This window comes from Klebsiella sp. EMBS2024, assembly GCF_036233805.1.
GTDB classification, from domain to species: domain Bacteria; phylum Pseudomonadota; class Gammaproteobacteria; order Enterobacterales; family Enterobacteriaceae; genus Klebsiella; species Klebsiella pneumoniae.
In genome coordinates, this window is record NZ_JAZARW010000001.1 from 2,089,179 (window position 1) to 2,109,219 (window position 20,041).

The 20,041-nt window shown below is 60.1% G+C and carries 18 protein-coding genes and 2 pseudogenes; 5 read left to right on the plus strand and 15 right to left on the minus strand.

All coding sequences use genetic code 11. From position 1 onward, the window contains the following. Positions 1 to 196 precede the first annotated feature (196 nt). From nadS to VZP09_RS09535, 11 genes and pseudogenes are all read right to left on the minus strand, one after another. Positions 197 to 493 (minus strand): NadS family protein, encoded by a 297-nt coding sequence (nadS, locus tag VZP09_RS09485; protein WP_004180116.1) that lies wholly within the window; start codon positions 491 to 493, stop codon positions 197 to 199. 179 nt (positions 494 to 672) lie between these two features. Then, positions 673 to 900: a tautomerase PptA gene (pptA, locus tag VZP09_RS09490; protein ID WP_087791526.1), complete on the minus strand. Its 228-nt coding sequence runs from the start codon at positions 898 to 900 to the stop codon at positions 673 to 675. Between the two features lie 70 nt (positions 901 to 970). Beyond that, positions 971 to 1,588, minus strand: a complete 618-nt coding sequence (locus VZP09_RS09495; protein WP_087791528.1) for a glutathione S-transferase family protein — start codon at positions 1,586 to 1,588, stop codon at positions 971 to 973. A 77-nt stretch (positions 1,589 to 1,665) separates the two neighbouring features. Then, the gene (locus VZP09_RS09500) at positions 1,666 to 2,517 is read right to left on the minus strand and encodes a transporter substrate-binding domain-containing protein (protein ID WP_072093194.1); all 852 of its coding nucleotides are present in this window, start codon (positions 2,515 to 2,517) and stop codon (positions 1,666 to 1,668) included. 38 nt (positions 2,518 to 2,555) lie between these two features. Beyond that, positions 2,556 to 3,335, minus strand: coding sequence for an amino acid ABC transporter ATP-binding protein (locus VZP09_RS09505; protein WP_002906697.1), 780 nt, complete (start codon positions 3,333 to 3,335; stop codon positions 2,556 to 2,558). Beyond that, on the minus strand, positions 3,319 to 4,245 hold the full coding sequence (locus VZP09_RS09510) for an amino acid ABC transporter permease (protein WP_002906700.1): 927 nt from the start codon (positions 4,243 to 4,245) through the stop codon (positions 3,319 to 3,321). Before VZP09_RS09510 ends, VZP09_RS09505 begins: the two co-directional genes overlap by 17 nt. Positions 4,246 to 4,254: 9 nt before the next feature. Then, complete coding sequence (locus VZP09_RS09515; protein ID WP_002906702.1) at positions 4,255 to 4,764, minus strand: GNAT family N-acetyltransferase; 510 nt, start codon at positions 4,762 to 4,764, stop codon at positions 4,255 to 4,257. Positions 4,765 to 4,775: 11 nt separating this feature from the next. Next, a pseudogene (locus tag VZP09_RS09520) lies at positions 4,776 to 7,039 on the minus strand (NtaA/DmoA family FMN-dependent monooxygenase). A 24-nt stretch (positions 7,040 to 7,063) separates the two neighbouring features. Next, positions 7,064 to 8,185, minus strand: coding sequence for a M20 peptidase aminoacylase family protein (locus VZP09_RS09525; protein ID WP_004180131.1), 1,122 nt, complete (start codon positions 8,183 to 8,185; stop codon positions 7,064 to 7,066). Further along, positions 8,175 to 9,182 (minus strand): MsnO8 family LLM class oxidoreductase, encoded by a 1,008-nt coding sequence (locus tag VZP09_RS09530; RefSeq protein WP_004898544.1) that lies wholly within the window; start codon positions 9,180 to 9,182, stop codon positions 8,175 to 8,177. Before VZP09_RS09530 ends, VZP09_RS09525 begins: the two co-directional genes overlap by 11 nt. A gap of 91 nt (positions 9,183 to 9,273) precedes the next feature. Further along, positions 9,274 to 9,825, minus strand: coding sequence for an adenylate kinase (locus VZP09_RS09535; protein WP_328795081.1), 552 nt, complete (start codon positions 9,823 to 9,825; stop codon positions 9,274 to 9,276). Between the two features lie 273 nt (positions 9,826 to 10,098). On the opposite strand from VZP09_RS09535, the gene VZP09_RS09540 reads away from it, so the two are divergent. Next, positions 10,099 to 10,986 carry a LysR family transcriptional regulator gene (locus VZP09_RS09540; protein ID WP_002906776.1) on the plus strand — a complete coding sequence of 296 codons (888 nt, stop codon included), beginning with the start codon at positions 10,099 to 10,101 and terminating at the stop codon, positions 10,984 to 10,986. 189 nt (positions 10,987 to 11,175) lie between these two features. Beyond that, on the plus strand, positions 11,176 to 12,630 hold the full coding sequence (gene ansP, locus VZP09_RS09545; RefSeq protein ID WP_002906778.1) for an L-asparagine permease: 1,455 nt from the start codon (positions 11,176 to 11,178) through the stop codon (positions 12,628 to 12,630). Positions 12,631 to 12,680: 50 nt separating this feature from the next. Here ansP and VZP09_RS09550 read toward each other — a convergent pair whose 3' ends face one another. Both VZP09_RS09550 and yncE read right to left on the minus strand, forming a co-directional pair. Then, positions 12,681 to 12,902 carry a YgdI/YgdR family lipoprotein gene (locus VZP09_RS09550; RefSeq protein WP_002906779.1) on the minus strand — a complete coding sequence of 74 codons (222 nt, stop codon included), beginning with the start codon at positions 12,900 to 12,902 and terminating at the stop codon, positions 12,681 to 12,683. A 168-nt stretch (positions 12,903 to 13,070) separates the two neighbouring features. Beyond that, a complete protein-coding gene (gene yncE, locus VZP09_RS09555) occupies positions 13,071 to 14,132 on the minus strand; it encodes a 7-bladed beta-propeller protein YncE (RefSeq protein ID WP_002906780.1) in 1,062 nt (353 codons plus the stop codon). Positions 14,133 to 14,389: 257 nt separating this feature from the next. Here yncE and pqqU point away from each other — a divergent pair, with 257 nt between their 5' ends. Both pqqU and VZP09_RS09565 read left to right on the plus strand, forming a co-directional pair. Then, complete coding sequence (gene pqqU, locus VZP09_RS09560; RefSeq protein WP_328795082.1) at positions 14,390 to 16,495, plus strand: TonB-dependent receptor PqqU; 2,106 nt, start codon at positions 14,390 to 14,392, stop codon at positions 16,493 to 16,495. A gap of 197 nt (positions 16,496 to 16,692) precedes the next feature. Further along, entirely contained in the window at positions 16,693 to 18,399 is a 1,707-nt protein-coding gene (locus VZP09_RS09565) for an amidohydrolase (protein ID WP_085898216.1), read from the plus strand. Positions 18,400 to 18,496: 97 nt separating this feature from the next. Here VZP09_RS09565 and VZP09_RS09570 read toward each other — a convergent pair whose 3' ends face one another. Beyond that, positions 18,497 to 18,796: a DUF406 domain-containing protein gene (locus tag VZP09_RS09570; protein WP_015958496.1), complete on the minus strand. Its 300-nt coding sequence runs from the start codon at positions 18,794 to 18,796 to the stop codon at positions 18,497 to 18,499. An 89-nt stretch (positions 18,797 to 18,885) separates the two neighbouring features. Continuing rightward, a pseudogene (locus tag VZP09_RS09575) lies at positions 18,886 to 19,115 on the minus strand (hypothetical protein). Between VZP09_RS09575 and rihA the strand changes: the two are divergent. Further along, entirely contained in the window at positions 19,077 to 20,012 is a 936-nt protein-coding gene (gene rihA / locus VZP09_RS09580; protein WP_002906791.1) for a pyrimidine-specific ribonucleoside hydrolase RihA, read from the plus strand. The pseudogene VZP09_RS09575 and the gene rihA sit on opposite strands and share 39 nt — an antisense overlap. The last annotated feature ends 29 nt before the right edge of the window (positions 20,013 to 20,041 follow it).

Below are 20,041 nucleotides of genomic sequence, written 5' to 3' on the forward strand. Positions count from 1 at the left end.
AGCATCCAAGGGTAGCAATAAACAACCAGATACCATGAGTGTTTGCTCGCGCTCTAAACCTATCAATATGAGCTCTGTATTTCTTGATTTCTTACAAAATAGAATCGTTGGTTTCCATACGTAATGCACTCCTTTTTAAAGGCCCCGGTTACGAAAGAGGGCAAACTCTGCCATTTTTCTTGCGAAGAATAACCTTTCAAACAACCTTCAACAAGTTGATAATCAATGGATTACCCTGAAGCAATAAAAGCAGTTTTCTGGCTGCACCGGTTGGGTGACGTCGTTTCGTTTCCCAGCTTTTAACCAACTCGTAGCTAACGCCAACGGCCGCTGCAAAGTCCTGCTGTTTTAAACCTGTGGCTTCACGTATCGCTTTCACGTCAATTTCGCTGAAGGTATGAACGTGCTGCTCCTTCGGCATTTGTTCACCTTTCTCGATCCTGACCATTTCTTCTGCACTCGCCAGCAGATCGGCAAACAATTCGTCTTTCATACCCACCTCGGTTGGCTCTCTGGCGCTTAGGATAGATGAACATGCTGTTTCTCTCAGTGCGTCGCCGGAGAAGCCCCTCCCCGGGGGCGGCGCAAAGCGCCTTGCCCGGGCTACGGAACTGCAGACCGCTGAGAACGCGTAGCCCGGACAAATGCGCAGCATCGCCTCCGGGTGTCGGGTTACATGTTATAACCCGGCTGCTTAATCAACTGCGCCATCTGCGGGGCGATCTCACTGTCCCACACCGCCTGCCACGCGTCCGGCTCAACCTGAGTGAGTGCGACGCTGACGGCGCTCTCTTTGCTGTTCAGATGGCGGATCAGCACCTCAGTGATGTCGGCGGCCAGCGCGGTTTTTTGTTCATCAGTCAGTTCACGGGGAAAACATTTAATATCAACATGCGGCATAGCAAAGACTCCTTGTGATGAGAGCCATAACGCTACCACAGAATGGCCGTTCTGGTTGGCATCGCGTGCGTTAAATCAGCTTGTTACGGCGTAGCGCCGCGGCCAGCTCCGGTCGCTGACAGACCGCCCGGGCGATGGCGGCGAATTTTGGCGCGTGGTCGTCAAACCACGCCTGGCGGGGTCCCCAGCGGTACATCGCCGCGATATAGCAATCCAGCAACGTTACCGACGCGCCCAGCGCCCACGGCCCGGCGGCCAGCTGCCGTTCGAACCAGAGATAGAGATTTTTCCGGTACTGGCGACAATTCTCCACCAGCTGCTCCGCGGCGGCGGGCGCCCAGCGTTCCGGGTAATCGGCATAGGTAAAGGTAGGATAGACATTGGCCACCAGCCAGACCAGCAGGCGCTGAAACTGCGGACGTTGTGGCGTCCCCGGCGCGGGGGCCAGATCGGGACGCTGGTCGAGGATCATCAGCGCGATGGCGGCGGTTTCGGTCATGATGCTCCCGTCGGCCAGCCTCAGGGTGGGCACCTGGCACAGCGGATTAATCTGCCGCAGACGCTCGCGCGCCGGACCGGGCTGGTCAAAGCCATCCACGTCAACCACCTCGTAGGGAATATCGGCCAGGGAGAGCATCAGCTCGCTAATCGTCGAGCCCCATCCCGGCACGCCATAAACGGTTATCATGGTCGGCCTCCAGGGTAAAGCCTAAGTGTAGGCAGAAATTTGCCGCTCACCCACCCGGCACACCATGCCACTGGGGGTTAGTAGGTTATCCCCGGCGGGTTGACCACCGACTGCGCCACCGCTTCGCCCTGCTCCCCCCAACGCGCCAGCACCTGCTGATATTCACCGCGGGCAATCGCCCCGTCGAGGGCTGCCTGCAGGGCATAGACCAGGCCGTTGCCTTTTTTGGTGGTTGTCGCCACCCACGCTTTTTTCGGCCCCAGGCCCACCACCCGGGTCTGGCCGTTAAGCGCCGCTTTATAGGCTGCCACCGACTGCGGGCCGAAAAAGATATCCGCCCGCCCGGACTGGATATAGAGGTTGCCGGAGGCATCATCGGTCAGGTAGACCGGCTGGGCCTGCGGCCGTCCGGCGGCGCGGTTGTCCTCGTTCCAGCCCAGCAGGATCCGCTCCTGATTGGTGCCGGACCCGACGATCACTTTGCGCCCCGCGAGATCGGCGGGTCCGTTTACCGCGGCGATATCGCTGGTGGATTTCACCGAGAAGGCCAGGGAGTCCACCCGGTAAGTCGCAAAATCGAACTTCTCTTTGCGCTTCTCGGTCACCGCGATATTGATCAGCGCCACATCGTAGCGGCCGGAGGCGATGCCCAGCGGCCAGTCCTCCCACGCGGTGGGCACCAGCCTGAGCTTCAGGCCAAGGCTTCCGGCCAGCAGGCGGGCTATATCCGGGTCGCTGCCGATCCGCGTGCGGTTGTCGCTGGCCAGCAGGGCCAGTGGCGGCGAATTGAGCGCCGAGATCGCCACCGTTAGCGTCCCCGGCTCGACGAAGCGATAGCCCGGCGGAATTTTCGCTATCGCCTGCGGGTCGCGGGTGACCGGCAATGGCTGCTCATTGGCGCGCAGATCCAGCGCCGCGTGAGCGCTCATGGCAAAAGCGCTGAGAACAAGGGTCATTAGCGCTCTGTTCATGACGGCAGCACCCTGGATAAAAACTGCCGGGTACGCGGATGCTGCGGATGGTTGAGCACCTCGTCGCTGCTGCCCTGCTCGACGATCCTGCCGTCGACCATAAACACCACCTGGTCGGCCACCTCGCGGGCAAAGCCAATCTCATGGGTGACCACCACCAGGGTGGTGCCCGATCGCGCCAGCTTTTTGATCACATCCAGTACCTCGCCCACCAGCTCCGGATCCAGCGCCGAGGTGGGTTCATCAAACAGGATCACCCGCGGGTTCAGCGCCAGCGCCCGGGCAATGGCGATACGCTGCTGCTGGCCGCCGGAGAGATGCCGTGACCAGGCGTCGGCTTTATTGCGCAGTCCGACGACGTCCAGCAGTTCATAGGCACGGGCAATGGCCTCTTTGCGCGTGACCTGCTGGTGGGCGATCGGTGCCTCTATCAGGTTCTCCAGCACCGTCAGGTGCGGAAACAGATTAAAGTTCTGGAAAACGTATCCGACGTTGATCCGCTGGCGGAGGATCTCCTTTTCTTTCATCTCATACAGCTTGTCGCCTTTGCGGCGATAACCGATATAGTCGCCATCAATCTGAATAAATCCCTCATCGACCCGTTCGAGGTGATTTATGGTGCGCAGCAGCGTGGACTTGCCCGAGCCGGAAGGGCCGAGGATCACCGTCACCGTGCCCGGGGGGATCTCCAGCGACACATCGTCCAGCGCCTTGTGGCGGCCATAGTATTTGCTGACCCCGGTGATAGAGATATGGCCATTATGAGAGCTGGGCATGAACGGCCTCCTGCGGCTGCGCTTGACGTGCGGGTTGATTCAGACGGCTGCTGCGGGCGCTGTTTACCGCCGAGCGGCGCTCGCTGCGCGCCAGGCCCCGTTCCACCAGATACTGAATGGCGGAGAGGACGCTGGTGATCGCCAGATACCAGGCGGCGCCGACCATCAACAGCGGGATCACCTCCTGGGTACGGTTGTAGATCATCTGGATGGTGTAGAACAGTTCCGGCATCGCGAGGACATACACCATCGCCGTTCCCTTGGCCAGACTGATGATCTCGTTGAAGCCGGATGGCAGGATGGTGCGCAGCGCCTGCGGCAGAATAATGCGCAGCGTGCGCCGCCAGGCGGGTAGCCCCAGCGCGGCGGCGGCTTCATACTGCCCGTGGTCGACGCCGAGAAAGCCGCCGCGAATAATCTCCGCGGTATAGGCGCTCTGCACCAGGGTCAGGCCCACCACCGCCGTGGAGAATTGCCCCAGCACATTAATGGTCTGATAGCTGGCCCAGGTCACGCCGGTAAACGGGATCCCCAGCGACAGGGTGTCGTAGAGATAGGAAAAGTTATAGAGAATGATCAGCACCACAATCAGCGGCAGCGAGCGAAACAGCCAGATATAGCCCCAGGCGAGACTGCTGAGCAGCCACGATGAGGACAAACGGGCCAGCGCCAGCAGGCCGCCGAAGATCACGCTTAGCACCGTGCCGAGCAGGGTCAGGAGCAGGGTTTGCCCCAGCCCCTCGAGGATCACCGGGTCGAAGAACCAGCGGGCGAAGACGCCCCACTCCCAGCGCGGGTTAAAGGCCACCGACTGGATCACCACCGCCAGCACCAGCAGGGCGACCAGAGCCCCGACCACCCGCAGCGGATAGCGCGCCGGCACCACTTTGATCGTTTCAGATGAATGCATAATGCCTCCTCAGGCGCTGTGGCTGTAGGCGCTCACCGCCAGCGCTTTAGTGAACCGCAGCCGGCCATCGTACGGCGGCTGACTGTACTCTTCCGGGTCTCTCGTGAGGTCAAACTGCGCCTCATACCCCTGGCTGAGATAGAGCTTTACCGCCTCCGGCTGACGGAAACCAGTGGTCAGGTAGATATGGCTGTACCCGGCCAGCACCGCCCGTCGTTCCAGCTCCTGGACCACCTTCGCCGCCAGCCCCTGCTGGCGCAGACGGCGGTGCGTCCAGATACGTTTGATCTCTGCGGTGTGGCGATCCTTCGGCTTATACGCGCCGGTGGCGATAATTTCGCCCTCACGCTCAAGGACAATAAACAGCCCCTGCGGCGGCACATACCACTCACTTAACTCCACTTCCGCATCGCGGGAAAAATAGTCGCCGTAGCGGGCGGCATATTCGGCAAACAGCCCGCTAATAATCGGCTGCAGCTCCGGAGCCTCCGGAGAAATATCGCGGAATGCTTCGCTCATCGCGCCTCCTGTCAGTCGCCCAGTCCGGGCGGATTGATTTCCGATTGCGGAATGCTTTCCACCCCTTCGCCCCAGCGGTTAAGCACTTTGGCGTAGTCCCCGCTGGCGATAGCCCCGTTCAGCGCCGCCTGGACGGCATTCACCAGCCCGCTGTCTTTTTTCAGCGTTACCGCGATATGCGCCGCTTTCGGCCAGCCGCCATCGACGCTGCCCACCAGTTTGGTTTTGCCGGTCAGCGCCGCCTTCCACGCGCCAATCACGTTGGGGCCGAAGAAGGCGTCGGCTCGTCCAGTCTGCAGGGCCAGCGTCTGGGCGGCATCATCCTTGGTGTAGACCGGGATAAACGGCTTCAGCCCCTTCTTGACGTTCTCCGCGTTCCACGCCAGCAGGATCGCCTCCTGGTTGGTGCCGGAGCCGACAATAATCTTTAGCCCGGCGATATCTTCCGCTTTGTCAATCTTGCTCAGCGGGCTGGTGCTTTTGACGTAGAAGCCCAGCGAGTCTTTGCGGTAGGTGGCGAAATCGAACTTCTCTTTCCGCTCTTTGGTGACGGTAATATTGCTGATCGCGGCATCATATTTGCCGGAGGTGACCCCCAGCGGCCAGTCTTCCCATGAAGTGGGAACCACGTTTACTTCCAGCCCGAGGCTCTCCGCCACCAGCCGGGCGATATCCGCCTCGCTGCCGAGCAGGGTTTTGTTGTCATCGGCAAAGACCGTCAGCGGCGGAGAGTTCAGGGCCGCCACCGCGACGGTGAATTTCCCCGGCACCGCCAGATGCAGATCTTGCGGCAACAGGGCAATGGCCTGCGGATTTTTCGCTGTATGAATCGGCGTTTTGTTGGCCTCCAGGCTCACTCCGGTGCCATTGATCTTGACGTCCTGACCCCACGATGAGGCGCTAAATGCCAACGCGACGGCCAGCAAGAGTGTTGTTTTCTGCATAGCGTGATTCTCTTTTATTATTTTTGGAATTGATTAGCGGGTAGCGCCAGACCCAGACTTTCCCGCAGGGTGGTGCCCGGATAGTCGCGACGGAACAGTCCGCGCGCCTGTAACAGCGGAACCACCTCATCCACAAAGCGCGGGAAGGTTTCCGGCGTGCCGCCCTGAATAATGAAGCCGTCCGCCGCGTGCTGCTCGAACCACAGTTGCAGGCCATCAGCGACATCGCTGGCGGTGCCGGTAAAGCGCGGACGCGGGCTGGCTGCCTCCAGAGCCACCTGGCGCAGGGTTAAGCCCCGCTCGCGGGCGTGACGTTTAATCTCGTCGGTGGTACTGCGGAAGCTGTTTTGTCCCAGGTCGCCAATATCCGGGAAAGGTTCGTCGAGCGGGTACTGCGAGAAATCGTGGTGTTCGAAATAGCGCCCGAGATAATTCAGCGCATCCTCGATGGAAACCAGCGCCGCGGTGGTCTGGTACTGCCGCTCCGCATCCTCGGCGTCATCCCCGACGATGACGCTGACGCCCTGGAAAATATGCAGTTGGTCCGGACTGCGCTGATATGCGGCGAGTTGGCTTTTGACATCCCGATAAAATGCCTGCGCCTCGGCCAGCGAGTCCTGATGGGTAAAAATGGCATCGGCGTGGCGTGCGGCTAATTTCTTGCCGTCGTCCGATGCGCCGGCCTGGAAAATAATCGGTCGGCCCTGCGGCGTGCGGGCAATATTCAGCGGCCCGGCGACTTTAAAGAAATCGCCGTGGTGATCGAGCGTATGCAGTTTATTTTTATCAAAGAACTGACCAGTCTCCTTATTGCGCACAAAGGCATCTTCTTCCCATGAATCCCACAAGCCTTTCACCACCTGCAGGTATTCATCGGCAATGCGATAGCGCAGCGCATGATCCGGATGTTGGGCCCGGGAGAAGTTTTTCGCCGACCCCTCCAGCGGGGAAGTGACCACGTTCCACCCCGCCCGTCCCTGGCTTAAATGGTCAAGGCTGGCGAACTGGCGGGCGGTGGTAAACGGCTCGCTGTACGAAGTCGATAAGGTCCCCACCAGCCCCAGTCGCCGGGTGATCGCGGCCAGCGCGGAAAGTACCGTTAAGGGTTCGAAGCGATTTAAAAAATGGGGAATCGATTTTTCGTTAATATATAAACCGTCGGCGACAAAAATAAAATCCAGCTTCCCCGCTTCTGCTTTTAGCGCCGTCTGGGTGACGAAATCAAAATTAATACTGGCGTCCGCCTGGGCCGCCGGATGACGCCAGGCGGACATATTTCCCGATGCGCCATGCAATATGGTTCCCAGACGCAATTGTCGATTTTCAGACATAGCTACCCCTTCCCCTGTCATTCGTTAAATGTGTTGTAACGCTTCTTCCGCGAGACGGGCGAAATAGTGCGCCGCGGGCGCAATCAGCCGTTCATCCGGATTAAATGCCGGATGGTGCAAACCATATTCGCTGGCGCTGCCGATGCTGACGAACGCCCCGGGAATATGCTGAAGATAGACCGCAAAATCTTCGCCACCGAGATGCAGATCGGCATGGTGGGTGCGATACCCGGCCTGGGCTGCCACCTCGCTGGCGAAATCGGCCCAGCGGGCGTCGTTGACCAGCGCCGTCGGGCCGGCGTACCAGAAGACGTCAATCTGCGCGCCAAAGGCGCTGGCGAAACCGGCGGCAATCTCGCTGACCCGGGCCTTGACCCGCTGCTGCACTTCACTGCTGTGGGTGCGCAGCGTCCCCTCCAGCTCGACGCTCTCCGGCAGCACGTTCCAGGTATTGCCTCCCTGGATCCGCGTCACGCTGAGCACCACCGAGTCGAGGGTGTTCACCTCCCGGCTGGCCACGCTCTGCAGCACCGTCACCAGCTGGCTGGCCAGCAGGATCGCATCCCTTCCTTCATGTGGGCGGGCGGCATGCGCCCCCTTCCCGGTCACTTTGAAGACGAAGCGGTCGACGTTGGCGTAGAACGCGCCGCCGCGGGTGGCAAATTCGCCCACCGGCAGGCCGGGCTCATTGTGCATGCCGAAGATCGCCGACACCTCCTCCAGCGCCCCGGCGCGGATCAGGGTTTTCGCGCCGCCAAAATTTTCCTCCGCCGGCTGAAACAGGATCCGCACCCGCCCCGGGAGTTCCGCTTCCCGCTCCTTCAGCAGCAGCGCCGCCCCCAGCATCACGCTGGTGTGAATATCGTGGCCGCAGGCATGCATTACCCCTTGATTCTGCGAGCGGTAAGGCAGACCGGTCGCCTCCTCGATGGGCAACGCGTCGATGTCCGCCCGCAGGGCAATCACCTTGTCGCCGCTGCCGACTTCGGCGACCAGCCCGGTTTTCAGATCGTAGGGCAGCAGGGTCAGCCCGCCGCTCTGCAACCAGTCGCGGATCCGCGCGGTGGTGGCCACCTCCTGCAGGGAGAGCTCCGGGTTCTGGTGCAGCTCGCGCCGCCAGCTAATCAGTTGTTGTTCAAAGGACATTCAGCACCTCCTTGCCGTAGTGAGCCTGCGCCAGCAGGCGCAGAGAGTGCAGGCGCGCTGGCCCGTCGCTAATGGGGGTATCAATGATGAGTTCATCCAACTGTTCTTCCGCCTGCAGCGCGTCAAGCCGGGCTTTAACCTGTTCGGGAGTACCGGAGATCAGCGAAGATTCACGGCGGGCAATGCGCGTCGGTCGGCTGCCGGCCTGGCGGGCAAAAGCGACGGCCTGCGCCTCACTGCCGACGGTCACCCGCTGGCCGTTCTCCAGCTCGACGCCCCACACCTCGACCTGCTGCGCCAGCGCGGCGGCGGTGGCCGAATCGTCAGCGACCACCACCTGGACAGCGACCATCGCCTCACGCGGGCTGAGCTCGCGCCAGCGGTTGAACACGGCACGGCGCAGCGCGCTGTCGCCATTGAGATGGGCGGCAAAGACAAAGTTCCAGTCAAGGCGGGCGGCCAGTTCAGCACTCTCCAGGCTGGCGCCGAGCAGAAAACCGTCTGCCCGGCGCGGCGGGATCGGCGTGGCGCGTAGGCTCTCCTCTCCCCCGGGCTCAGTCAGCGACAGCCAGTTATCCAGCTGCGCCAGCTGATCGGCAAAGGTCCCTTTCTCCTCTTGATGCAGGCCCTGCTGCAGGGCGCGGGTGGAGAGCGGCAGGCCGCCAGGCGCCTTGCCGACCCCGAGATCGATGCGGCCCGGCGCGAGGGCGGCCAGCAGGTTAAAGTTTTCCGCGACCTTATAGGGGCTATAGTGCTGGAGCATGACGCCGCCGGACCCAAGACGGATCCGCCGGGTGTGGCCCAGCAGCCAGGCGATAACCAGCTCCGGCGAGGGGCTCGCCAGCTGATCGGTATTGTGGTGTTCGGCGACCCAGAAGCGGTGGTAGCCCCAGGCTTCGGCGTGTTGCGCCAGCGTTAATGTACGCGCCAGCGCCTGCGCGGCGGTTTCCCCGGCGGCAAGCGGACTTTTATCCAGGATACTGATTCGATAAGACATTTCGCAGGCTCATATGAAAGTACGTGCCTGCATTATTAAAATCTCTGCCAACTATTGAGAAACAATTAATTCACATGTGTACTGCTGAAAATTAGATATGCCCGGCTGAACGCTGCGCTTCCAGCTCGCGGAGCAGCGCCTCGGCCTGCCGCGGATTGCGCACCCGGACGAAGCGAATATGACGATATTGCGGATCCTGCATATCGNCCAGATAGCGTCGGCGATGCTGCCGCCAGGTTTTCAGCGTCCAGAGGATGATGGATTCCCGGCTGCAGAACGAACGGCGAAAGCTCTCGCAGTTGCCCGTGCCCGGCCACAGCTCCTGATGTCGCCACGCCCGGCTCGCCGCCCGCCATACCGCCTGGCGCAGCGTGCGCCAGAAACCATAATCTACCCAGATCACCAAATCCACCGCACGCCATTTAACGCTGCGGCTGCGATTGTAATTGCCATCCAGCACCCAGCCCGGCGTGGCCGTCGCGGCGGCAATGGCGGCGAAAAATGCCTCATCCGGCGCGCCCTGCCAGTTCGGCCGCCAGTACAGGCGATCGAGCTCGATCCAGGGTAATTCCAGCCGGTGCGCCAGGCGCCGGGCCAAAGTGGATTTGCCTGAGCCGCTGGTGCCGACCACGTTGATATTCATCTCTGTTTCTCCCCGGTTACCAGACTCTGCCTGGCGATACTCTTGAATCATCTTTCGGGCTGCCGTCCCCCCGGTCATGCCGCGCCAGCGAATGTCGGTTCACCTGGCGCTGGCGTTTTTTGGGCCTATTACAATACCTGCCCTGCATAGAGGAATAAATCATCCGCCATAACCATTCTGCTCCACTGCGTCCGGCCATCAGGCTGGCACAATCCTCAGGCCGGGCATACACTCTGCGTACCTGTGAGCAGTATTCATCAATCCGGAAAGATTATGCTAAAAGAGAACGTAAACGATCTGCTCTCCTTTATGGTGGTGGCGCGTGAACGCAGCTTTACCCGCGCGGCGGCCCAGCTTGGCGTGTCGCAGTCGGCGCTCAGCCATGCCATGCGCCATCTCGAAACGCGGCTCGATGTCCGGCTGTTAACCCGCACCACCCGCAGCGTGGTGCCGACCGAAGCGGGCGAGCGACTGATTCAGCGCCTCGGTCCGCATCTGGAAGAGATCGAGCAGGCCCTGGCTGCATTGCGCGACACCCGAGAACGCCCGGCGGGCAACCTGCGCATTACCGCCGGGGAGCATGCCGCCAGCGCAGTACTCTGGCCGGCGCTAAAGCCATTTATGCTGCAATATCCTGATATTAACATCGAAATCACTGTTGATAATGGGCTCACGGATATCGTGGGTGACCGCTTCGACGCCGGGGTGCGTCTCGGCGAACAAGTGGCAAAAGACATGATTGCCGTGCGCATCGCCCCGGATATGCGGATGGCGGTGGTGGGTTCGCCGGCCTATCTGCAGCGGGCCGGTACGCCGCAAACGCCCTGGGATCTTGCCCAACATCGCTGCATCAATCTGCGCCTGCCGACACGAGGGGGACTTTACGCCTGGGAATTTGCCCGCGATGGCCGGGAGATTCAGGTGCGGGTGGAGGGACAGCTGATCCTCAACAGCCTGCCGCAGCGCATCGACGCGGCGGAGGCGGGCCTCGGGCTGGCCTACGTTCCGGATGACTGCGTGGCGGAGGCCTTAGCCAGCGGCCGGCTGGTGCGGGTGCTGGCGGAGTGGACCCCTGCCTTCCCCGGCTACCATCTCTATTACCCCAGCCGGCGCCAGCATACCAGCGCTTTCACGCTGTTACTGGAAACTCTGCGACGCTGATCTCATTGATAAATCTGTCAAATGCTATCGGTAAATGTTTTAGGTGCGTAACTATTAGGTTACGTGTAGGATTCAGCGCCATGTCTGAGCTTATCTCCTACGTCAGAATGATGAGAAAGCCAGCATAATGTGCCAGCCGTCCTCCATTCCGGCTGCAAACATGGGCATTGACAGGAAACTGATACATCAATGAATACGAAACACGAAAATGCAGCGGAGCATCATGCTGCAAAACGCCACTGGCTTAACTCACATGAAGCGGGTTATCACAAAGCGATGGGCAACCGTCAGGTACAGATGATCGCCATCGGCGGCGCTATCGGTACCGGTTTGTTCCTCGGCGCCGGGGCACGTTTACAAATGGCAGGGCCAGCGCTCGCCCTGGTCTATCTGGTCTGCGGCATCTTCTCCTTCTTTATTCTTCGCGCCCTCGGCGAACTGGTCCTCCACCGCCCCTCGAGCGGCAGCTTCGTCTCTTATGCCAGGGAGTTCCTCGGTGAAAAAGCCGCTTACGTGGCCGGCTGGATGTACTTCGTTAACTGGGCGATGACCGGGATTGTCGATATCACCGCCGTGGCGCTGTATATGCACTACTGGGGCGCGTTTGGCGATGTGCCGCAGTGGGTCTTCGCCCTCGGCGCGCTGGCTATTGTCGGCACCATGAATATGATCGGCGTGAAGTGGTTCGCCGAAATGGAGTTCTGGTTCGCGCTGGTTAAGGTGCTGGCGATCGTCGCCTTTCTCGTGGTCGGCACCATTTTCCTCGGCTCCGGTAAGCCGCTGGACGGCAATGCCACCGGCTTCCATCTGATCACCGATAACGGCGGCTTCTTCCCGCACGGCCTCCTGCCGGCGCTGGTGCTGGTGCAGGGGGTGGTCTTCGCCTTCGCCTCCATCGAGCTGGTGGGGACCGCGGCCGGAGAGTGTAAGGATCCGGAGACAATGGTGCCGAAGGCCATCAACAGCGTGATCTGGCGTATCGGTCTGTTCTATGTCGGTTCGGTGGTGTTGCTGGTGCTGCTTCTGCCGTGGAACGCCTACCAGGCCGGACAGAGCCCGTTCGTTACCTTCTTCTCAAAGCTGGGCGTGCCATATATCGGCAGCGTGATGAACATCGTGGTGTTAACCGCGGCCCTCTCCAGCCTTAACTCGGGTCTCTACAGTACCGGGCGTATTCTGCGCTCGATGTCGATGGGAGGCTCCGCGCCGAAGTTTATGTCGAAGATGAGCCGTCACCACGTCCCTTACGCCGGGATCCTGGCGACGCTGGGGGTATATGTAGTCGGGGTTTTCCTCAACTATCTGGTGCCATCTCAGGTATTTGAGATCGTACTCAACGTCGCCTCGCTGGGGATCATTGCCTCCTGGGGCTTTATCGTGGTGTGTCAGATGCGTCTGCGCAAAGCGATCAAGGAAGGGAAAGCGGCAAAGGTCAGCTTCAGAATGCCGGGGGCGCCGTTCACCTCCTGGCTGACGCTGCTGTTCCTGTTCAGCGTGCTGGTGCTGATGGCCTTCGATTATCCGAACGGTACCTACACCATAGGATCAATTCCGCTGCTGGCGGTATTGCTGGTGGCTGGCTGGTTTGGTGTGCGTAAACGCGTGCATGAGATTCACAGCACGGCGCCGACGCTGAGGAAGTAACTGGCAGGACTCCCGGTTTGTCCATCGCGGGCAAACCGGGAGGTCAGAACTTAATTATCTTCAACCAGCTGCGACACATCGCTGCTGTTAATTTCCCGCTTATTACCTGACTCATCGATATAGCTGGTCATCCCCGTTTCTTTATCCAGCTGCGGCTTGCCGTGGGTAACGATAGTTTGACCGCTCTTCGTGGTCATAACGTAGTTTGACGAACAACCTGCCAGCAGCGCCAGCATCGCGCCGGCGCAAATCACCATGAATGGCTTTTTCATTTTATCTCCACTGATTACCACTGCCCGCACGTGGCGGGAAAGGGTTAAGTGTATAACCATCTGGTTTGTCAGGCCAATAGGCGTTTGTAACAGAGGGTGAGTCGCCGGGCCTGGCCCGGCGGCATGCGGAGCGCGACCACCGTTTTCCGGTTTCGTCGCGCTGAGGTCTTACAGGGCGATGCGGATCACATCGTCCGGCGCGGTGGCTTCTTTCTCACGGCTGGAAGCCTGTTTCACGCTAACGTACAGCGTTTTGCCGTCCTCGGAGAGCGCCAGGCTGTTGGGGTGAGTCGGCGTTTTAAAGGTCTTCACCACCTTGTAGCTCTTGCCGTCGATAACGCTGACTTCCCCGGCCTTACGATGCGTCACATAGGCTTCGTTGCGCGCCGGGTTAAACAGCACCGCCAGCGACTCCGGCGCGGCGATTTTCTCCAGCACCTTGCCGTCGCGGGTATCGACCACCAGCACTTCCGGCTGCTTGCTGTCGGTAATAAAGGCACGATGGCCGGCGGTATCGAGACTCAGGTTAAGATAGAAATGCGCTTTGCCGTCATCCTGCAATTTTTTGCGCGACGCAATCGTGTTGCTCTCGCTGTCGATGGTCAGCAGTTCGCCATCGGCGTTGGTGGTATACAGACGCTTAGCCTGCGGATCGATCGCCAGACCCGTCGCCATTGCCCCGGTGCCGGTAATGGTCGTTTTCAGCTTCAGGGTTGCGCCATCTACCACCCAAATCACACTCTCTTTGCCCAGACCGGTAATGTAGACCGTGTTGGTCTGCTCATTGACCGCCAGCTCGCGCGGCTGCAGCGGACGCACGGTTTCGCTGCGCTGACGCTCGTCCAGCACCAGGCGCCCCTTCACGGCGCCGGTTTTGGCGTCAATAGCGGTGACAGTGCTGTCGACGGTATTGCCAAACCACAGCGTGCCGGTGGCATGGTTGATAGTGGCGCCGAACGGCTTCAGATCGTTGTGAATAATCTGCGTCACGTCGAGAGTGGTGGGGTCAAGACGGTAAACCACCCCGCCTTTGTCCAGCGAACGACTCTGTGATGTGGCGACCCATAGCGCATTCTCCTGCTGGCTGTAGGCCATTTCGTAGGCCCCTTTTCCGACGGCCTTGCGCAGCATCTCTTCCGCGGCGTGGGCGCTAAAGCTGCCTGCCAGCAGCAGAGAAGTGACGAGCAGTGAATGGCGCAGACGCGGCGCGGCAAAATGACGTAATGACATGACGACTCCCTTTGATAAACCAGTATGTGCTGACCCGACATCGCTTCCGGCGGTAAAGTCCTGGCTTTACCCTTATTTTTGAATGCGAATAGTAATCATTATTTATCTCAAAGTGGAGCGCTAATTGTTGTTGTGCGGTAAATTCATGCCTGGCGAGCACTATCCGTTAACCAGTAGCAGTTAATAATTTTCAAATATTTTACAAACGAGGTAACATATATACATATGTTCCATTTGGTTCGTTTTGAGTATTATCGATGAAAATCCTGTCCGTGCGTCACGCCGCCCTCCCGGCCCTGCTCTTGCCGCTCATTGCCGCAGCCCAGGCCGCTGATGAACAAACCATGGTGGTGACCGCCGCGCCAACCACGGTTTCTGAACTGGATACCCCCGCCGCCGTCAGCGTGGTGAATGGGGATGAGATGCGCCAGGCCGCGCCGCGCGTCAATCTCTCTGAATCGCTGGGCGCCGTGCCGGGCCTGCAGGTGCAGAACCGGCAAAACTATGCCCAGGATCTGCAGCTGTCGATTCGCGGCTTTGGCTCGCGCTCAACCTATGGCGTGCGCGGACTGCGCATCTATGTGGATGGCATTCCGGCCACCATGCCCGACGGCCAGGGGCAGACCTCAAATATTGATATCGGCAGCGTTGACACCATTGAGGTGCTGCGCGGCCCCTTCTCTGCCCTGTACGGTAACTCGTCCGGCGGGGTGATCAACGTCACCAGCCAGACCGGCACCCAGCCGCCCACCGTGGAAGCCAGCAGCTACTATGGCAGCTTCGGCACCTGGCACTACGGGATGAAAGCCACTGGCGCCGTTGGCGACGGCAGCCACGCAGGCGATGTGGATTACACGGTCTCAACCAATCGCTTCACCACCCATGGCTATCGCGATCACAGCGGCGCGCGCAAAAATCTGGCGAACGCCCGGCTGGGGGTGCGCATCAACGACGTCAGTAAGCTGACTCTGCTGCTGAATAGCGTGGATATCAAAGCCAATGACGCCGGTGGCCTGACCGCCGATGAATGGCGCGATAACCCGCGCCAGTCGCCGCGCGGCGACCAGTATAATACCCGCAAGAATACCCGACAGACCCAGGCCGGCCTGCGCTATGAGCGCCAGCTCAGTGCCCAGGACGATCTCAGCGTTATGATGTACGCTGGAGAACGTGAAACCACTCAGTTCCAGTCGATCCCGCGCGCGCCGCAGCTGAAGCCGAGCCATGCCGGCGGGGTGATCGACCTTACCCGTCACTACCAGGGGATTGATACCCGGCTGACCCATCGCGGAGAGCTGCTGGTGCCCGTCACGCTCACCGCCGGTCTCGACTACGAGAACATGAGCGAGCGGCGCAAAGGGTATGAAAACTTTGTGATGGTCAACGGCGCGCCGCAGTATGGCGAACAGGGCGCGCTGCGCCGTAACGAACGCAACCTGATGTGGAACGTCGACCCCTACCTGCAGACCCAGTGGCAGCTCACTGACAAACTCTCGCTCGATGCCGGGGTTCGCTACAGCTCGGTATGGTTCGACTCGAACGACTACTACATCACCCCAGGCAATGGCGATGACAGCGGTGATGCCAGCTATCACAAATGGCTGCCCGCGGGCTCGCTGAAATATGCCCTGACCGACGCGTGGAACGTCTATCTTTCCGCCGGCCGCGGCTTCGAGACGCCAACCATTAACGAACTCTCCTACCGCTCCGATAACCAGAGCGGCCTCAACTTCGGCCTGAAACCCTCCACCAACGACACGGTGGAGATCGGCAGCAAGACGCGGATCGGCAACGGGCTGTTCACCGCCGCCCTGTTCCAGACCAATACCGATAATGAGATTGTGGTCGACAGCAGCAGCGGCGGGCGCACCAGTTATAAAAACGCCGGCAAGACCCGCCGTCAGGGGATGGAGCTGGGGCTGGATCAGCAGTTTGGCGAGAGCTGGCGTCTGAAGGCGGCCTGGACCTGGCTGGACGCGACCTATCGCACTAACGTCTGCGACGACGCCAGCTGCAATGGCAATCGCATTCCGGGGATCGCGCACAATATGGGCTACGCCTCCTTTGGCTATCAGCCGGAGCAAGGTTGGTACGCCGGGAGCGATATTCGCTATATGAGCGATATCATGGCCAATGACGAAAACACCGCCAAAGCGCTCTCCTGGACGGTGGTTGGCCTGACGACTGGCTATAAATGGAGCTACGGCAGGATGGATATGGATCTGTTCGGTCGCATCGACAACCTGTTCGACCGGGAGTACGTCGGGTCTGTCATCGTTAACGAGTCTAACGGGCGTTACTACGAGCCTGCCCCGGGACGTAACTACGGCATCGGCCTGAACCTCGCCTGGCGCTTCGAATAACACGCCCCTTCCCCGCCGATGCCTCTCGCGATCGGCGGGCGAAGCGCTTTTCCTTACCGTCTATTCCACCGCCAGGCGGACACCCGCCAACGACCCGCGCTTGACACTCCACCCCCTTCGTAGTCAGATAGTCGCCACATAATCACCATGGTTACTATTTATATTGATCGGCACTTTTATCAGCCAGGGAGGGATAAATGGATAATGTCGTTTATGCGGACTGCGTATTGATTAACGGCAAGGTCGCCACGGTGGACGCACATTTTAGTTTTAAGCGCGCCATCGCCGTGAAGCAGGGATGGATTATTAACGTTGGTGAAGACCAGGAGATTCAGCAGCATATTGGTCCCCAGACGCAGGTCATTGACCTTGGCGGCAAACTCATTTTACCCGCCGCGCATGACTCACATATCCATATCGGCTGGCTCGCTGACAGCTGGCATTGCCTGAACTGCCAGGACGTGCGTTCCCTGGCAGTACTGCGGGAAAGACTGCGCGACCAGGCAGCCCGCACTCCCGCCGGGGCATGGATCCGCGTCTGCGGTCTGGATCCAAACGCAATCAAGGAGTGCGCGGCCGAGCAGCGCTCTCTGACGCGCTGGGATATTGACGACGTCACGGCCGATCATCCCACCCTGCTCGCCCTGTGGGACGGTCACTCCTGCATCGTCAACAGCCGGGCGCTGGCCCTCTCCGGTCTTGACGCCAGCACCCCTGATCCCCTCGGCGGACATCTGGGGCGAACGGCCAGTGGAGAACTGGACGGCAATTTCATCGACCTGCCCGCCCTGCATCTCGCATCCGGCACGATGCCGCGTCTGACCGTAGCGGCCCTCAAAGAGAACCTTCTGGCAGCCCAGCGCCTGATGAACAGCGAAGGGTATGCCAGCTACACGGAAGGCGCCATGGGTCCGGGGGAAAATACGCGCGAGGTAGGCGCCGCGGGGGATCGCGCCATCGCCGCCTACCGTGAATTGCAGGATGAAGGAAAACTCACCGCCCGGGTATCCATCGCCTTTTACTCTGCCGAGCGGGGGGTTCAATCCTGCGCCACCCTGAAGCGCGATCTGGATAGCTTTGATTTCTCCCAGTTCACCGACCGGGACTGGCTGGACTGTCGGACCATAAAACTGTTCTGCGATGGCGTTCCCACATCGCACACAGCGTGGATGAATCAGGATTACGCCGACCGGCCGGGATATCGCGGACGCTCGGTGTTTGGTGGCCCCGAGGCGACCGAGGAAGCGCAAGTTAAGGCGCTACAGCAGATGATTCTGCTGGCTCACCAGCGCGGTTTTCAGGTGGCAGTCCATGCGGTCGGCGATAAGGCGGTAAAAGTCACGATTAACAGCTTCGTGCAGGCGATTCAGCGCTATCCGGGGGAGAGCCGACGGCATTATGTGCTGCACGGCTCAATGGGCGATCGGCAAGATTTCGTGACGGCGGCAAAATACGGCATTCTGCTTTCCGAACAACCCTCACCTGGCGGCCCGGCATATGACTATGAACAGCGCGCCCGCTACTGTGGCATCAAGGGGGAAATCTGCAAAGGGCTACGGGATATCATCGACCTTGGGGTCATCGTCGCCGGCGGGTCAGATGGCATTATGGCGCTGGTGAACTGGCGCAAAATGGTTCAGGCAGCGGTCACCCGCAAATCATCTTCCAGCGGCAACGTTATTCGCCCGGAGCTGGCAATTAGCGTGGCGGACGGCGTGCGGATGTACACCATCAATGCGGCCTATCAGGAAGGGAAAGAAGCGGTACGCGGATCGATAGAGGTCGGCAAAGTCGCTGATTTTCAGGTGCTGGACCGCGATATCTTCGCCGTAGCCCATGAGGAGATAGGCGCCAGCCGCGTGGTGATGACTATGGTTGGCGGAAACGTCGTCTTTCAAGACTAACCGCGCTCACCCGGCTCAGGTCGCCGGGCGGGCAGCGTGCTGCATCAGCGGAAGGCGCCTGCCCGCCAGAGCATCGCGCTTCCGCTACGGGCACGAATTAAAGCAGATTTCGCAGGGATAACTCGAAAATGATCTTTTCCGCCTGGCAGGAGAAGGCGATGGAGAGGTCGAGTTTCACCGCGTCGCCAGCGGCGACGATGGTGTAATCGACCTGCGGCGGTTCACTGGCCGGCGCTGCGGCGGCAGCACGTTCGCGCACGGCGGCTACGGTGGATTCCGCTTCTTCGCGGTTTGGGAACACCTTCTCGGCCCGGTAGACGCAGTCCTCGTTATCAATGATCGTCCCGACATCAATGGCGCAGCCTTTGGTGCTGCATTTATCTACTACATCTTTCATCGTAATAACCTCTTGAGTTTTCTTAAGGATAAGAACCCGCCCGCCGAAAAGCAAACCATTAATATCCGTAAGGATTAGCAATTTTTCTATTATATCGCGTCGCGCCGGGCGCCATCTTGCGCCACCGCAAAACGTGGCACCATGTTTACGGACGGTCGCGTAACGATACGCGTTGCCTCGCAGCAATCGTGGTCTCCATCACACTATTCTGCACACCATCTCGTCTGCCCCGACTCGCAGCGTTAGTCTGGTCACAGAACATCGCCAACAAGGAGCTGCTATGGCACTGCCGATTATGATTGATTGCGATCCGGGACATGATGACGCGATCGCCCTGGTCCTCGCCCTCGCCTCGCCGGAGCTGGAGGTGAAAGCCGTCACCGCTTCCGCGGGCAACCAGACCCCGGAGAAGACCCTGCGCAACGTGCTGCGTATGTTGACGCTGCTGAACCGGCCGGACATTCCGGTTGCCGGCGGCGCGTGGAAGCCGTTGATGCGCGATCTGATCATCGCCGATAACGTGCACGGCGAGAGCGGGCTGGATGGCCCGAGCCTGCCTGAGCCGGCCTTTGCGCCGCAGAACTGCACCGCCGTCGAGCTGATGGCCAGCGTGCTGCGGGAAAGCCAGGAGCCGGTGACCCTGGTGGCCACCGGGCCGCAGACTAACGTGGCGTTGCTGCTCGCCAGCCATCCGGAGCTGCACGCGAAGATCGCCCGCATCGTGATCATGGGGGGCGCCATGGGGCTGGGCAACTGGCAGCCGGCGGCTGAGTTTAATATTTACGTTGATCCGCAGGCCGCGGAAATGGTCTTTCAGTCCGGGATCCCGGTGGTGATGGCGGGCCTTGACGTCACCCATAAGGCGCAAATCCTTCCCGCCGATATCGAGCGATTCCGCCAGATTGGCAACCCGGTGTCGACCATCGTCGCCGAGCTGCTCGACTTCTTTATGGCCTACCACAAAGATGAAAAGTGGGGCTTCGACGGCGCGCCGCTGCACGATCCCTGCACCATCGCCTGGCTCCTCAAGCCGGAGATCTTTACCACGATCGAACGCTGGGTTGGCGTAGAAACGGAAGGCAAATATACCCAGGGGATGACGGTGGTCGATTACTACCATCTGACCGGCAATCGGCCCAATACCACCCTGATGCTGGATGTGGACCGCGAAGCCTTTGTCGATCTGCTCGCCCAGCGGTTAGCCTTCTACGCCTGACCTCTATGCCAGGCCCCTTTTCCCTGGCG

Bases quoted from the DNA above. Each gene is read 5' to 3' on its own strand.
- nadS (WP_004180116.1), bottom strand. From the start codon at position 493: ATGAAAGACGAATTGTTTGCCGATCTGCTGGCGAGTGCAGAAGAAATG.
- pptA (WP_087791526.1), bottom strand. From the start codon at position 900: ATGCCGCATGTTGATATTAAATGTTTTCCCCGTGAACTGACTGATGAA.
- VZP09_RS09495 (WP_087791528.1), bottom strand. From the start codon at position 1,588: ATGATAACCGTTTATGGCGTGCCGGGATGGGGCTCGACGATTAGCGAG.
- VZP09_RS09500 (WP_072093194.1), bottom strand. From the start codon at position 2,517: ATGAGCGCTCACGCGGCGCTGGATCTGCGCGCCAATGAGCAGCCATTG.
- VZP09_RS09505 (WP_002906697.1), bottom strand. From the start codon at position 3,335: ATGCCCAGCTCTCATAATGGCCATATCTCTATCACCGGGGTCAGCAAA.
- VZP09_RS09510 (WP_002906700.1), bottom strand. From the start codon at position 4,245: ATGCATTCATCTGAAACGATCAAAGTGGTGCCGGCGCGCTATCCGCTG.
- VZP09_RS09515 (WP_002906702.1), bottom strand. From the start codon at position 4,764: ATGAGCGAAGCATTCCGCGATATTTCTCCGGAGGCTCCGGAGCTGCAG.
- VZP09_RS09525 (WP_004180131.1), bottom strand. From the start codon at position 8,185: ATGTCCTTTGAACAACAACTGATTAGCTGGCGGCGCGAGCTGCACCAG.
- VZP09_RS09530 (WP_004898544.1), bottom strand. From the start codon at position 9,182: ATGTCTTATCGAATCAGTATCCTGGATAAAAGTCCGCTTGCCGCCGGG.
- VZP09_RS09540 (WP_002906776.1), top strand. From the start codon at position 10,099: ATGCTAAAAGAGAACGTAAACGATCTGCTCTCCTTTATGGTGGTGGCG.
- ansP (WP_002906778.1), top strand. From the start codon at position 11,176: ATGAATACGAAACACGAAAATGCAGCGGAGCATCATGCTGCAAAACGC.
- VZP09_RS09550 (WP_002906779.1), bottom strand. From the start codon at position 12,902: ATGAAAAAGCCATTCATGGTGATTTGCGCCGGCGCGATGCTGGCGCTG.
- yncE (WP_002906780.1), bottom strand. From the start codon at position 14,132: ATGTCATTACGTCATTTTGCCGCGCCGCGTCTGCGCCATTCACTGCTC.
- pqqU (WP_328795082.1), top strand. From the start codon at position 14,390: ATGAAAATCCTGTCCGTGCGTCACGCCGCCCTCCCGGCCCTGCTCTTG.
- VZP09_RS09565 (WP_085898216.1), top strand. From the start codon at position 16,693: ATGGATAATGTCGTTTATGCGGACTGCGTATTGATTAACGGCAAGGTC.
- VZP09_RS09570 (WP_015958496.1), bottom strand. From the start codon at position 18,796: ATGAAAGATGTAGTAGATAAATGCAGCACCAAAGGCTGCGCCATTGAT.
- rihA (WP_002906791.1), top strand. From the start codon at position 19,077: ATGGCACTGCCGATTATGATTGATTGCGATCCGGGACATGATGACGCG.